Source organism: Corallococcus sp. CA047B, from assembly GCF_003612065.1.
In the GTDB taxonomy this organism is placed as follows: domain Bacteria; phylum Myxococcota; class Myxococcia; order Myxococcales; family Myxococcaceae; genus Corallococcus; species Corallococcus praedator.
This window is the reverse complement of the sequence record NZ_RAWD01000045.1, coordinates 24,533-38,205: the sequence shown is the minus strand read 5'-3', so window position 1 is coordinate 38,205 and position 13,673 is coordinate 24,533. Positions and strand designations below refer to the sequence as shown.

Here is a 13,673-nt window from a genome sequence, read left to right as displayed (position 1 = left end):
GTTCGTGCCCCGGGGGGAGTGGGTGTACCGGCTCGTCTTCGCCTGGCCCCACGCCTATGCCTCCTATGGGCGGGTGGTGGAGCGGATGATGGCGGACGTGCGCTTCGAGGAGCCCGCGGGGCTGAGGGTCGCCCGGGCCCGGGCGCTGCTGGTGCCGGGCGTGGCGGGCCCCTTGCGTGAGTTGGGGCGTGCGCTGCGGCGGTGGGGACTGCCGGCGGACGCGGTGGAGCCCCTGGCCTCGGCGGTGCGGCTGGCGCCGGCGCACGTGGACACGCGGGTGGAGCTGGCCCGGGCGTTCTTTGAATCCGGGCAGGTGGAGGAGGGCTGTCACGCCGCGGCGGAAGCGCGCGTGTACGGGCCGTCCGACACGGGGGCGATGGAGGCGGGGGTGCGGTGCGAGCTGGCGCGGGGGGACACGGCGCAGGCCCTGCTGCGGTTGGAGGAGGCCCTTCGCCTGGATCCGCGCGATGCCCGGCTGCGCGCGGCCGAGGGCGCGTTGAAGGCGGCGCTCGAAACGGCGGCACCGTAGGCGGGGCGCCGCGAACCCGGCGGCGCTCGCGTCCTCCGCCTGTCGTTCGACGGAGGCTCCCGTCCATGACGCGTTCAACGCGACGGCTGCCTGGGGCGCGTGAGGGAGCGCGCGGCCTGCCGGCTCACGCAGGCGATGAACGCTTCGGCGCTTGTCGTCGACTCCCGCGGGCGCCGAACGCTTCGGTTCGACTTCAGCGCTCACCGAACGGGCGCACGACGAGCCCCGCGCCCAGCATCCCTTCGTCACGCCGGGACAGTCCCGCGTCACCGCGCACGCCCGTGGCCGCGAGGCGCAGGGCCACCGGTGCATCGTTGATCGCGAGGAGCACGTGCTCCAGCGCGACCTCTCCCCGAGCGCGGAAGTGGGAGCCACCATCGAAGTCGAAAGCCCAGCCCGCGAGCCCCGTCACGCGCAGCGCCCACCGTCCGTCCCGCGTCTCCCAGCCCGTGTCGAGCATCAGCGATGTGAAGGGCGACACTTCGTGCGTGGTGCCGTCCCGGTCGTGGCGCAGGGTGTGACTGGCGGCGGGTCCCACGGCCAGCCAGCCCCATTCGCTGTTCGTGCGCACGGGGTCCAGCAGCAGGCCCACGCGTCCGGTCTCCAGCGTCCAGCCCGGTCCCTCCCAGACGCGCCGCTCCAGGTGGGCCGCACGCACGGCCATGGCCACGTCGAAGGGGAAGGGGATGCGCACGGGCCTCCCCAGGGACACGAGCAGCGAGCCCTCGTCCACATGCCTTCGCAGCAGTCCTTCGTACCCGGTGAAGGTCAGGGCCTTGCGCGTGCCTCCCCAGGCCTCCGTCATGAAGAGGCGATGTGAGTCGAACCAGCTCGAGTCCACCTTGCTGTCGCTGGTGCGCACCACCCTCACGAGGATGCCGGTGCGCAGGAGCAGGGCGGCCTCCGCGTCCTGCAGGTGGAGCCCGGCGCCCAGCACCCATCCGGTCCCGGGATCGAAGCAGGTGGGGAATGTCTCCCCGGCGTCCGTGCGGCCCTCGCAGGCCACGTCCGGGGAGGGCAGGGTGCTCAGGAGCAGGGCCAGCGCGAGCGCCACCATCCGCGCCTACTCCTTTCCGCCATGCGCCATGGGGGCATTGCGCCGCGCCGGAGCCCACAGGGAGAAGCGCAGCCCCGCCTGCGCGGACCACTCCCAGCCGGCGGGCGCGTTCGCCAGGTCGTCGCGCCACGTCCCGCGTCCATCCAGCGTCAGGCTCACGGGCTGGTCGTTGATGGCCAGGGCGATGACCTCGTAGCCCGCGCGCAGCCGCAGCCGTTCCGGGCGCAGGGGCCGTCCCTCCACGCGCTCCGCGAGCAGGACCTTCTGGGCCTCCGCGCCAAAGAGCACATGGTGGAAGCCGTTCCTGTCCAACGTGAGGTCCCCCTCCAGCGCCGCGGCGGGGACCAGCGTGAAGAAGCCGTTCGTCCGGTCGCGCTCCACCGTGGGCCCCGCCCGCACGCGCACGTAGGACACCAGGTCGCGCGAATGCCACAGGTCCAGCGTCACGTGCGTGGAGCCCAGGGCCAGGAAGTCCGCCTTCACGTCCTCGCGGCGGACCTGCTCGGCGTGGAGCACCTCCAGCCAGAAGCCCAGGTTGGCGAAGACGTCGAAGCGCCGGGGCTTGCCGTAGAACGTCGTCACCCGGAAGAGCGGTTCGTCGCGCTCGCTGCGGAAGTCGTAGCGCAGGAGCGTGGCGTCGAAGGACGACGCGTCCCCCAGGTACAGCTCCGTGTCCAGGAGCGTCATGCGGTGCAGTTGCCCGGGGTCGCCCGGCCACTCCAGGTCCACGCCGAAGTCCACCCGCACGCGGTCGTCGCGCCCCTCCGTCTCACGCAGCCAGCGCGGCGCCCAGGCGCCCCCCACCCGGATGCGCCGGTGCAGGTCGAAGTTGTACTGCAACACCCGCCCGCGCTCGTCGCGGAACCAGCCTGGAGGCGCCTCCGCGATGGCGGGCACCAGCCGGTAGTCTCGCGCCAGCTCGGCGGGCATCACCTCCAGGCACATGGACACCCGGTCCAGCGGCTGGCCCGTCTCGTGTCCCTCCGAGTCCAGCTCCCAGGCCGGGGCGACCAGGCACTCCTTCTTCGTCTCGTCACACTGCGCGCGCCACTGCCCCGAAGGGACCGCGGGCGTGGGCGGAAGGGTCAGGCACAGCACCCGCTGGTCCGGGGACTGGCGGGGTGAGCCCGCGTCCGGCACGGCCAACTGGACGGCCCACGCCTCCGCGCGGGGTTGCTTCAGGGCCTCGGTCAGGGCCTTCACCGGCGCGTCTGTCGGAACCTCGGCCGGAGCTTCGGCCGGAGCTTGGGGCACCGCCGCCTCCGGTATCTCCACCTGCCCGAGCAGGAGGGCACAGCCCAGGGTCACCGCTGAGACCAGCATCACTTCTCCTCGACGAGGTCCCCGCGCTCCGGCCGCGCGGGTGCACCTTGTGACGGGACGGCCAATACAAGGCCCGTGCCCCAGGCTGGCGGACGGGCTTTCGCGGACTTGCCCCGGCCGACTGTGCAGGCGCCTGCACACCGCCTGCACAGTCTGGGGCGCGCACTGACGCGAGAATGGCGCACCCCCGTCCAGGTCGGTCGACCGGCGGGGGTGGGGGGGATATAAGCCCCCCGGCCCCGTGCCTCGCACGAAGGGCCCGTCCCGGACGACGAAGGAGCACGTGCGCGTGGCAAGCGACGGCGAACAGACCCCGCAGCGGGAAGAGACCTTCACCCAGGCCATCCTCGGTGAGGACACCCTGACGTCGGCATGGGTGAAGAAGTGGTTGGCCCTGCCCTTCAGCGCGCGCGTGGTCCTGGCGACCGCGGGCTTCGCGGCGCTGCTCTTCGTGCCCTACCTGGGCGCGGTCGGCCTGTGGGACCCCTGGGAGACGCACTACGGCGAAGTCGGCCGGCAGATGATCCAGCGCAGCGACTACGTCTATCCCTTCTGGGAGAACGCGTGGTTCTTCTCCAAGCCGCCCCTCACCATGTGGATGCAGGCGCTGGGAATGAACATCGTCGGCGCCCTCCGGGGTGACGGCGCCATGGGCCTCTACACGGAGTGGGGCATGCGCATGCCCTTCGCGCTCCTGAGCATCGCGGCCGTGTCGCTGCTGTCCCTGGCCGTGGCCCGGGTGGTGAACGCGCGCGCGGGCCTGGCCACCGGCTTCGTGCTGGCCACCATGCCGCTGTACTTCCTGCTCACCCGGCAGACCGTCACCGACACGCCCTTCGTCACCACCTTCGTGTGCGCGATGGCGTGCTTCATCATCGGCCAGTTGGACGACACGACGAAGCACCGCGCGGGCTGGTGGTACGGCTTCTATGTCTTCGCGGGGCTGGCCACGCTGGCCAAGGGCCTGCTGGGCGTGGGCCTGCCCGCGGTCATCCTCATGCTCTACGCGGTGGCCGCCGTCATCCCGTGGGACCGCGAGGGCCTGGAGGCGCACCTGCGCTGGCTCACCAGCGGCGACATGCGCGCCCAGGTGCGCGCGGGCACCCGGAAGATGCCGGTGCTGTGGGCGCAGATGTACAAGATGAAGCTGGGCACGGGCATCCTGGTGTTCTTCGCGGTGGCGGTGCCCTGGTACCTGACGCTGTGCCTGTTCGACAGCGTGGACGACGAGGGCAAGCTGTTCTGGTACCGCTTCTTCATCCACGACCACCTGAACCGCCTCACCGCGGGCGTGCACACCACCACGCCGGGCGGGTCGTTCACCTACTTCATCGAACAGGGCGGCTTCGCCATCTTCCCGTGGGTGGCGCTGCTGCCGGGCGCGTTCGCGGTCGTGTCGCGGCTCAAGCTGCGCTCTCGCGACAAGGCGGACCACCTGGCGCTCATCGCCGTCATCTGGGTGGCGTTCGCGTTCTACCTGCTGGCCTCCAGCGCGACGAAGTTCCACCACTACGTGTTCCCGGTGCTGCCGGGGCTGGCCGTCCTCATCGCGCTGTTCGTGGACCGGCTGTGGAAGGACGGCGTCTCCGAGCACGCGGTGAGCCTCATCTTCGGCCTGGTGCTCTTCATCCTCGTGGGCAAGGACCTGGCGGAGAACCCCAAGGACTTCACCGACCTGTTCGTCTACAACTACGACCGGCCCTATCCGCAGGACCTGGTGACCAAGCCCATCGCGTTCTTCTCCTCGCGCCCGCTGTGGATGGGGGACCTGGTGACGCTGGTGCTGCTGGCCTTCGGGGTCTACCTCGCCTTCGAGGCGTTCTCCTCCAAGGACAAGTCGGAGCGCCCGGGCGCGTCGCGCGCGGTGGCGCTGGGCCTGCTGCTCACCGGCGTCGCAACGCTGGTCTCGGTGGCCACGCAGGGCCAGGTATCCGCGCTGGGCCTGTGGGGCGTGGCGCTGGTGGCGCTTTCGGGCTTCATCTTCTGGCAGGCGTCGCGGCCGGAGGAGGCGCCGGCCCGCACGATGTTCCAGGCGGTGGGCTTCGTGCTGGCGCTGGTCGGCGTGGTGCTGGCGGCGCGCGGCTTCCGGGGCCCGGCCGCCTCGGATTCGCTCTTCAAGGTGCTCTCCGGGACCATCAACGTGAAGGCGGGCCTGGGCTTCGCGTTCGGCGTGGCGGGCGTGCTGGCGGTGGTGGCCGCGCTGCAGCGCTCGCGCGTGATGCTGTTCGGCACGTTCTGGGGGCTGGCCGCGGGCTTCGCGCTCTGGTTCAACTGGGGCCACTGGGTGGACCTGTCCCACCACTGGACGCAGCGCGACCTGTTCTGGCGCTACTACGCCCAGCGGCAGGCGGGTGAGCCCATCGCCGCGTACATGATGAACTGGCGCGGGGAGACGTTCTACTCGCGCAACACGGTGGAGCAGTTCCGCGCGGGCGACGCCAACACGCGCATGCGCCAGTACGCGGCGCGGCCGGGCCGGGAGTGGGCGCTGGTGGAGCACAGCCGCGTGTCCCTGCTGCGCAGCGCGGTAGGCACCGACAAGACCGTCACGCTCATCGACCGCGACATCAACAACAAGTTCGTCCTGGTGACCATCGAGTGACGCACTCCCTCCCGGTGCCGAGCGCGGAAGTCCCTCCCCAGGGCGGCATCCGCGTGCGGGGGCTCGCCAAGCGCTTCGGTGAACGCCTCGCGGTGGAGGGGCTCACCTTCGATGTGCGGCCCGGGGAGGTGTTCGGCCTGCTGGGCCCCAACGGCGCCGGCAAGACGACGACGGTGCGCATGCTGACGGGCCTCTTGCGTCCCTCTGAAGGCGACGCGGAGGTGTGGGGCCACTCCGTCACGCGCGACGGCGAGTCCCTGCGCAAGGTGGTGGGCCTGCTCACCGAACAGCCGGGGCTGTATGACCGGCTCACCGCGCGCGAGAACCTGCGCTTCTTCATGAAGCTGCACGAACTGGACGAGGCCACCGCGTGGCCCCGGGCCCTGCACTACCTGGAGCGCTTCGGGCTGGGCGGCCGCGAGAACGAGGCCTGCGGCGGCTTCAGCAAGGGCATGCGCCAGAAGCTGGCCATCGTGCGCACGCTGGTGCACGACCCGCGCGTCATCTTCCTGGATGAACCCACGAGCGGCCTGGATCCGGAGTCCGCGCGCACCGTGCGCGACGCGGTGGCGGAGCTGGCGTCGGAGGGGCGCACCATCGTCCTGTGCTCGCACAACCTGTCGGAGGTGGAGCGGCTGTGCGAACGCGTGGCCGTGGTGCGCCGTCGCCTGCTGGCGCTGGGGCCGGTGCGGGAGTTGCGCCGCTCCGGACAGGCGCTGGACGTGCGCGTGGAGGGGGACGCGGAGGTGTTCCGCCCCGCGCTGGCCCGGCTGCCCTTCGCGCCCAACGTGCTGCTGGAGGGTGGACGCCTGCGGGTGATGCTGGCGGACGAGTCCCAGGCGCCGGAGGTGGTGGCGTGCCTGGTGGGCGCGGGCGCGCGCGTGCACAGCGTGGTGCCGTCGCAGCGGCCGCTGGAAGAGGTGTACCTGGATCTGCTCAAGGACGGGGTGGCGTGAGCATGGCGTTCCGACCGCGACGGGCGATGGCGGTGTTCTGGAAGGACTCGCTGGACCTGCGCAAGAACCTGGGCCTGCTCCTGTCCATGGCGGTGCTGCCGCTGGTGATGGTGACGGTGCCCATCGGCGTGGTGTGGACGTACGTGTCGCAGCCGGACCACTCGGATCTGCGCACGGTGGCGCTCTTCTACGACCCCACGCTGCCCCTGGGCGCGAGCGCGGCGCGCTTCCTCATCGACAAGTCGCTCACCGACTGGTTCGGCATGTTCCTGGTGATGCCCGTCTTCATCCCCATCCTCATCGCGTCGCAGAGCGTGGCGGGGGAGAAGGAGCGCCGCACGCTGGAGCCGCTCCTGGCCTCGCCGGTGTCGGCGGCGGAGCTGGTGGCGGGCAAGAGCCTGGCGGCGCTGGTGCCCGCGGTGCTGATGACCTGGTTCGCCTTCGCCCTGTTCTGCGTGGGCGTGGACATCGTGGCGTGGCCGCTGGTGCAGGCGCCCCTGATGCCCAACGCGCTGTGGGGCTTCGGCGTGTTCGTGTTCGCGCCGCTGTTCGCCTTCTTCGGCAACGGGGTCGCGGTGCTCATCTCCGCCCGGGTGGCGGAGGCGCGCATGGCGCAGCAATTGTCCGCCCTGGTGGTGCTGCCGCTGGTGGGGCTGGTGGGCGGACAGGTGGCGGGCGTGCTCAAGGCGGACCTGGGGTACTACGCCATCCAGGGAGGGGTGGTGCTGGTGCTGGACCTCATCCTGCTGGTGGCCAGCATCCGTGTCCTGGACCGGGAACGTCTGGTCAGCCGCTGGGGTTGAACCACTGGCGGGTCGGGGACTGGACTCCCGGCGGGCTGCCAGACGGGCAGGCGCCCGTGAAGCTGGTATGTTCCGGGCAGGACGCCGGGGGCGAAGCGGAAGCGCTTTCGTGCCGGTGGCCATGCATTTAGGGGATGGGGTTACGGAGCTTTGAAGACCTGCCGCCCAGGCGGCCACGGAGGCGCTGAAACAGACATGGGGATCTTCGACAGCATCAAGGGCGAGGCGAAGCGGAACTTCATCGCCCGGGCGGACGAGGCGAAGGGCGAGATCGTCTACAAGTATCCGGAGAAGAACGTCCGGATGATGACGCAGCTCACCGTCGACGCCGACGAGGTGGCGCTGTTCGTCAAGGACGGCAAGGTGGAGGGGAAGCTGGGGCCCGGCCGGCACTCGCTGGACACCAGCAACATCCCGTTCCTGGGGAAGCTGATTGAAGGCTTCACCGGCGGCAACATGTTCATGGCGGAGATCTTCTTCGTCTCCACGCGTGAGCACACGGGCGTGAAGTTCGGCGGCCCCATCGGTGACGTGCGCGACCCGGAGACGGGCCTGGGCATCGGCACCATGGTGTACGGCGACTTCTCCATCCGCGTGACGGAGCCGGAGAAGCTGGTCGTGGGCCTGGTGGGCATGGGCCGCGCGAGCAACGAGGAGTTCCTGGGCTGGTTCAAGGGCCAGGTCCTCAAGGTGACGCGCGACCGCACCGCCGAGATGCTGGTGAAGAAGAAGTGGCCGCTCTTGGACGTGACGAGCGGCGCCTACCTGGAAGAGATGGAGGTGGAGATCCTCGCCGGCCTGAAGCCGCACGTGGACAGCTACGGCCTCACCATCGTCCGGATGGGCAACTTCCACGTCAGCATCAAGCCCGAGGACGAGGCGACGCTGAAGAAGCTGTCCAAGGACGTGGCGTACTCGCGGCTGGCGGGCGGCTTCCAGCAGTACGCGCAGGGCCAGGCGATGCTCGGCGCGTCCGAGGGCATGGCCAAGGGCGGTGGTGGATCCGACGGCGCGCTGCAGGGCATGGGGATGGGCATGGGCTTCGGCATGGCCCAGCAGTTCGCCAACCAGCAGCAGCAGCGGCCCCCGCAGCCGGCGGAGACGGCGGCGCCCGCGGGCGACACGCGCAGCCCCGCGCAGCGGCTCAAGGAGATCAAGGAGCTGAAGGACGCGGGCGTGCTCTCCGATGAGGAGTACAGCGCCAAGCGCGCGGAGCTGATGAAGCTCCTGTAGTCCCGCGGCTTGTGAAGCACCCGAGGGCCCTGTCTCCCACGTGGAGGCGGGGCCTTCGTCGCGTTCAGGGGGCGGGTCTGCCGGGCACGGCGAGGCGCAGGTGTTCGTGCAGCGTCTCCGCGCGCAGGTAGAGGAACTGCACGTCGCCGAAGGCCAGCGTGGCGCCGTCGTGGAGCATCACCTGGGCCTTGAAGCCCAGCGGGGCGCCGTTGATGAAGGTGCCATTCATGGACTGGGCGTCGCGCACGGAGAAGTCCCCGGAGGACGCGTTCCAGCGCAGGGTGGCGTGGTGCTGGGACACGGAGAGTTCGGGCACGACGAGGTCCGCGTCGGCGCGGCCCACGGTGAACTCCTCGCCGTCCTGGTTCGGCTGGAGGAAGTGCACCTCCAGGTTGTCGAAGTCGCGCAGCATCGCGAGCAGCCGCTCCGCCATGCGCGAGCGGTGCGCCATGCCCACCGTGCGCGCGCCGATGAAGCCAGGCACCGGGTCGCGGAAGGCGGCTTCGACGGGCTGCTGGATGAGGGCCACGGAACCGGAAGCGGCCCGGAAGGACTCCAGCGAAGCCTCCGCGAAGGGACGAAGCTGATTCACGGACACCATGGCCCGGAACCCTACGTGCTACCGGCGGGGACGGGAAGTGCCGTCCGGTACCAGCCCCGGAGGGCGGTCACGCCAGTGTGGCCGACGGCACGGATGCGGACATCCCGGATGGATTTTTGCTGGCTGTCTTGAGCGCGGAGCGCGGTGTTCGCGCGCCGCCGCCGGCACGGACGCGGAGGTCGCGGATGGCGCCCCGTTGGACGCCACCGCGAGGTGCACGTGCAGGAGCGCCTACGACGGCACGGACGCGGACGTGGAGGACGGCTTCACGTGGGGCGTCGCGGACGGCTTCACGGCGGGCGGTGGCTCCGTGGGCGCGGCGGGCGTCGTGGGCGTGTCGTCCAGCCGGCGCAGGTCCAGCTTCATGGGCACCTGGAGCGTGGTGCTCAACCGCAGCAGCAGCACGTCCGGCGCGAGCCCGTTCTCACCGAGCGCCTGGGTGAGCTCGCGCGCGGAGGGGGCGGTGCCCCGGGCCCAGAGCTCCTTGAGGAACGCGCCCGCCTCCGGCGCGTGCCACCACGCCGGACCGAAGCGCGCCTTCAACTGTCCCTGCAGCTGACCCGCCAGGAACCACGCCCGGAAGCTGTCGGCGGACTGGTAGAAGTCCTCCTGCTCCACGAGGTAGCGCTCCACGTCGTCCTCCGTCATGGGCATGGCGCCCGCGCGCGCCATCAGCGCGCGGTACAGCTCGCGCGGATCCACCTCCACGCGGCGGTGCAATTCCAACTGGTAGAGCAGCCGGCCCGCCGCGTGACGGATGAGGTACAGCTTGTGCGCGCTGGAGGCCGCCAGGAACTGCGTGCGCTTGTCGTTGTCACCCAGCACGCCCGCGTGCTCCTCCAGCCACACGGGGTCCTCCAGCAGGTCCTCGAAGAGCGCCGAGTACGCCTCGCCCACGGTGGGGTTGCCCAGCTGGGCCAGCTCGAAGCGCGGCTCCTGCGTGAAGGCCACGTGCAACAGGTGCCCCACTTCATGCAGCACGCGGCCCTGGTGCAGCACGCCCGTGCCGGGCTTGAACGACAGCCGCACGTCGGAGGGCACGCGCACCGCCATCGCCAGGGGGCGCGGGTTCTTCCGGGGCAGGTCGCGCGCATCCACCTTCACGTTGGGCAGCGCGGCCAGGTCGATGCCCAGCCCCGCCACCGTGGCCTGGGCCTTCGCCAGCGACTCGCCCTTGGGGAACGCGTCCTCCACCTCGCGCGAGCGGAACAGGCGCGGGATGTCCGCGCGGGTAATCTGCGCGAAGGGCAGCCCCAGCTCGCGCTGGCTCAGCCGCTCCATCACCAGCTTGTACGGTTCCTGGGTGGCCTGGAGCACCTCCTCCGCAAGCTGGGCCAGCCGCTCCAGGTCCGCCTGGCGCAGCTCGCTGCCGAAGGCCTCGTAGGACTCGAAGCCCATCTGCTTCACCAGCTCCTCGGTGCGCTCCGCCTTGCGGTACAGCGTCTGGTTGAGGCGCGTGAGCGCGGGCGTGGCGGCCGCGTAGAGCGCCTTGCGCTTCGCCGCGCTCTTCTCGTTGGCGAGAAGCCGCTCCATGTCGCGGTAGCGCACCTCGCGCCCATCCACGGTCAGCCGCAGCGCGGCCTCCAGGTTGGCGGAGGCGTCGTTGTACTCGGCCAGCTCGCGCGCCAGGAACTCGCCGGCGAAGTGGCCGTGCAGCGCGGTGAGGGCGCGCAGCTCGCGCGGCTCCTTCGTCAGGTGCCGCAGCCGGTCGATGCGCCGCAGGTTCTCCAGGCTGAAGAGGACCTCCTTGCCGGAGTACGTCGCCGCGATGTCCGCCACCTTGCCTTCGGTCCAGAAGTCCCACACCAGCCGGTGCTGCTCCTCCAGGAGGAGGGCGGCCTCCTTGGACAGGGCGTTCACCTCCCCGGTCAGTTGCTGCTCCTCACTCAGAGGGGGGACCGGCGCCGCGGGCGGGGCCTTGTGACAGGCGCCCAGCAGACACAGGGCGGCGGCGAGGAGGGCGGGAATCCTTGGGGACATGAGGCCGCCCATGTTACTTCCGACCTGCCGATGCCCAACGTAAACCCATGGCGGGCGGCCCGGGGACGCCAGGGCCTGTATTCCGCCCTGCGCCAGTTCTTCGCCGGCCAGGGATACCTGGAAGTCGAGACGCCCCTGCTCGTGCCCACGCCCGGCATGGAGCCGTACATCACCGCCTTCGAGGCCCCCTTCGTCCCCGAAACGGACCTGGGCAGGGCCCGCACCCTCTATCTGCACACCAGCCCCGAGTACGCGATGAAGCGCCTGCTCGCCGAAGAGGCCGGGCCGCTGTTCCAGATCTGCAAGGTGTTCCGCAACGGCGAGGTCTCCCAGACGCACAACCCGGAGTTCACGCTGCTGGAGTTCTACCGGCCGCACGCGGACTACCACGCCATCATGGACGACCTGGAGGGCGCGCTGGTGGCGGCCGGTGCAGCCGCGGCCACGGCGGGTGAAGGCGCCCCGGGCGCGGATCCGGCGTTCTTCACCCGCACCCCGTACGAGCGGGTGACGGTGCGGGACGCCGTGCTGCGGGCCACGGGCGTGGACATCCGGCGGCACGCGGACGGCCCTTCGCTCAAGCGCGCGGTGGAGGCCGCGGGCGTGCGCACCGGGGACTCGGAGTCCTTCGACGACGTCTTCTTCCACCTGTTCCTGCAGAAGGTGGAGACGGGGCTGGGGCACGAGCGGCCCACCTTCCTCATCGAATACCCGGCCTCCATGGCGGCCCTGTCCCGGCTGAAGCCCGGCGACCCTTCGGTGGCGGAGCGGGTGGAGCTGTACGCGAAGGGGCTGGAGCTGGCGAACGGCTTCTCCGAGCTGACGGACGCGGTGGAGCAGCGCGCGCGGCTGTTGGAGGAGCAGGAGCTGCGCCGGCGGCTGGGGCGCTCCGTGTATCCGCTGGACGAGCGCTTCCTGGAAGCGGTGGGGCGCATGCCTCCGGCGGCGGGCATCGCCGTCGGACTCGACCGTATCCTCATGCTGCTGCTGGGGGTCCAGCGCATCGAGGACGTCCTCTTGTTCCCCGCACACGGGTTCGTCTGATGCGCAAGCTGCTCCAGACGGTGTTCGCCGGCACGGCCGCGGTGGGGCTCACGGGCGCGGCGTCGGCGACGGTGTCGGTGCTGTCCGGGTTTGATCCGCTGGCGGCGGACAAGGTGCTGCGCGTCTGGGGCCGCTCGTCGCTGGCGGCGGCGGGCGTGCAGCATGAGGCGTACGGGCTGGAGCACATCCCGGAGGACGGCAACGTCGTCTTCGTGTGCAACCACCAGTCGCACTTCGACGCGATGGTGAACTTCGCGCACATCCGCAAGCACACGCGCTACGTGGCCAAGGCGGAGCTGTTCAAGATTCCGGTGTTCGGCCGGGCGATGCGGCGCGCGGGCAACATCCCCGTGCAGCGCACCGGCGGGGCGGACGACAAGGCGCGGCTGTCGGAGGCGGTGACGGCCGTGCGCGAACGGGTGAGCGTGCTGTTCTTCGCGGAGGGCACGCGCAGTCCGGACGGGGAGCTGAAGCCGTTCAAGAGGGGCGCCGCCACGCTGGCCATTCAGGCACAGGTCCCCGTCGTCCCGATGGCGCTCTCCGGGACGCGGCTCATCCTCCCCAAGGGAGGCCGGGCGGTACGATGGGGCCAGCGGGTGGCGCTGGTGGTGGGCAGGCCCGTGCCCACGCAGGGACTGACGCTGGATGACCGGGACACCCTCACGCGACGCCTGGAAGAGGCGGTCGCCAGGCTCTATGCCGAAGCGCGAGAGCGCTCGGGAGACACGCCATGAAGAAGTCGAACCAGACCACGTTCCAGAGCCACCCCTGGCACGGCATCTCGCCGGGCCCGGAGTCTCCTGAAATCGTCAACGCGTACATCGAGATCGTCCCCACGGACGCGGTGAAGTACGAGTTGGACAAGGAGTCCGGAATCCTCAAGGTGGACCGCCCCCAGCGCTTCAGCAGCCAGTGCCCCACGCTCTACGGGTTCATCCCGCAGACGTACTGCGGCGACCAGGTGGCGAAGCGCTGCGCGGAGCGCACCGGCTACAAGGACATCCACGGCGACGGGGACCCCATCGACATCTGCGTGCTGACGGAGAAGGTCGTCTCCAACGGCAACCTGCTGGTGCACGCCGTTCCCATCGGCGGCTTCCGGATGGTCGACGGCAACGAGGCCGACGACAAGATCATCGCGGTGCTGGAGTCCGACCTGGTGTACGGCGAACTCCAGTACATCGCGCAGCTTCCGCGCCCCCTGCTGGATCGCCTCAAGCACTACTTCCTCACCTACAAGCAGATCCCCGGTGAGGGAAAGCGCAGCGTGGAGATCGCGGAGGTCTACGACCGGCCGGAGGCGCTGGAGGTCATCCGCCGCAGCATGCGCGACTACGACAAGCTCTTCACGGAGCCGGTGGTGTCGAAGCCCTCGCGCAAGGCTGCGCCCGCGACGGCGCCCCGCCGCAAGAGCCCGGCGGTGAAGGCCCCGGCGGGCCGGAGCGCATCCGGCAAGGGCGCGTCGGGCAAGGGCGCGTCGGGCAAGGGCGCGTCGGGCAAGGGCTCCAAGTAGTTCCCCAGCCCGGGGGGGCGCGGAAGGGGCGT

The 13,673-nt window shown here is 70.7% G+C and carries 12 protein-coding genes; 8 read left to right on the top strand and 4 right to left on the bottom strand.

The window, feature by feature from the left end; translation table 11 throughout:
• Positions 1-529: tetratricopeptide repeat protein (locus D7X74_RS10540; RefSeq protein ID WP_370450736.1), on the top strand; the 529-nt coding region annotated here is incomplete at its 5' end.
• Positions 530-722: 193 nt separating this feature from the next.
• On the opposite strand, the gene D7X74_RS10535 is transcribed toward D7X74_RS10540, so the two are convergent.
• Together D7X74_RS10535 and D7X74_RS10530 are read right to left on the bottom strand one after the other, a co-directional pair.
• Complete coding sequence (locus D7X74_RS10535; RefSeq protein WP_120532798.1) at positions 723-1,586, bottom strand: hypothetical protein; 864 nt, start codon at positions 1,584-1,586, stop codon at positions 723-725.
• Between the two features lie 6 nt (positions 1,587-1,592).
• Complete coding sequence (locus D7X74_RS10530; protein WP_120532797.1) at positions 1,593-2,909, bottom strand: hypothetical protein; 1,317 nt, start codon at positions 2,907-2,909, stop codon at positions 1,593-1,595.
• Between the two features lie 289 nt (positions 2,910-3,198).
• Here D7X74_RS10530 and D7X74_RS10525 point away from each other — a divergent pair, with 289 nt between their 5' ends.
• The 4 genes from D7X74_RS10525 to D7X74_RS10510 all read left to right on the top strand — a co-directional run bounded on the left by D7X74_RS10525 (position 3,199) and on the right by D7X74_RS10510 (position 8,503).
• Entirely contained in the window at positions 3,199-5,511 is a 2,313-nt protein-coding gene (locus tag D7X74_RS10525; protein ID WP_120532801.1) for a glycosyltransferase family 39 protein, read from the top strand.
• Positions 5,508-6,467: an ABC transporter ATP-binding protein gene (locus D7X74_RS10520; RefSeq protein WP_120532796.1), complete on the top strand. Its 960-nt coding sequence runs from the start codon at positions 5,508-5,510 to the stop codon at positions 6,465-6,467. Before D7X74_RS10525 ends, D7X74_RS10520 begins: the two co-directional genes overlap by 4 nt.
• A gap of 2 nt (positions 6,468-6,469) precedes the next feature.
• Positions 6,470-7,270, top strand: coding sequence for an ABC transporter permease subunit (locus D7X74_RS10515; RefSeq protein WP_120532800.1), 801 nt, complete (start codon positions 6,470-6,472; stop codon positions 7,268-7,270).
• 195 nt (positions 7,271-7,465) lie between these two features.
• The gene (locus tag D7X74_RS10510) at positions 7,466-8,503 is read left to right on the top strand and encodes an SPFH domain-containing protein (protein WP_120532795.1); all 1,038 of its coding nucleotides are present in this window, start codon (positions 7,466-7,468) and stop codon (positions 8,501-8,503) included.
• Between the two features lie 64 nt (positions 8,504-8,567).
• On the opposite strand, the gene D7X74_RS10505 is transcribed toward D7X74_RS10510, so the two are convergent.
• Together D7X74_RS10505 and D7X74_RS10500 are read right to left on the bottom strand one after the other, a co-directional pair.
• Entirely contained in the window at positions 8,568-9,104 is a 537-nt protein-coding gene (locus tag D7X74_RS10505; RefSeq protein ID WP_120532794.1) for an FHA domain-containing protein, read from the bottom strand.
• Positions 9,105-9,335: 231 nt separating this feature from the next.
• Entirely contained in the window at positions 9,336-11,084 is a 1,749-nt protein-coding gene (locus D7X74_RS10500) for a chromosome segregation protein SMC (RefSeq protein ID WP_233602051.1), read from the bottom strand.
• Positions 11,085-11,114: 30 nt separating this feature from the next.
• On the opposite strand from D7X74_RS10500, the gene epmA reads away from it, so the two are divergent.
• From epmA to D7X74_RS10485, 3 genes are read left to right on the top strand one after another with little or no spacing between them, the layout of a single operon-like run.
• Entirely contained in the window at positions 11,115-12,128 is a 1,014-nt protein-coding gene (gene epmA, locus D7X74_RS10495) for an EF-P lysine aminoacylase EpmA (RefSeq protein WP_120532793.1), read from the top strand.
• A complete protein-coding gene (locus D7X74_RS10490) occupies positions 12,128-12,862 on the top strand; it encodes a 1-acyl-sn-glycerol-3-phosphate acyltransferase (RefSeq protein ID WP_233595522.1) in 735 nt (244 codons plus the stop codon). Before epmA ends, D7X74_RS10490 begins: the two co-directional genes overlap by 1 nt.
• Positions 12,859-13,641 carry an inorganic pyrophosphatase gene (locus D7X74_RS10485; RefSeq protein WP_120532791.1) on the top strand — a complete coding sequence of 261 codons (783 nt, stop codon included), beginning with the start codon at positions 12,859-12,861 and terminating at the stop codon, positions 13,639-13,641. Before D7X74_RS10490 ends, D7X74_RS10485 begins: the two co-directional genes overlap by 4 nt.
• Positions 13,642-13,673: the final 32 nt, after the last annotated feature.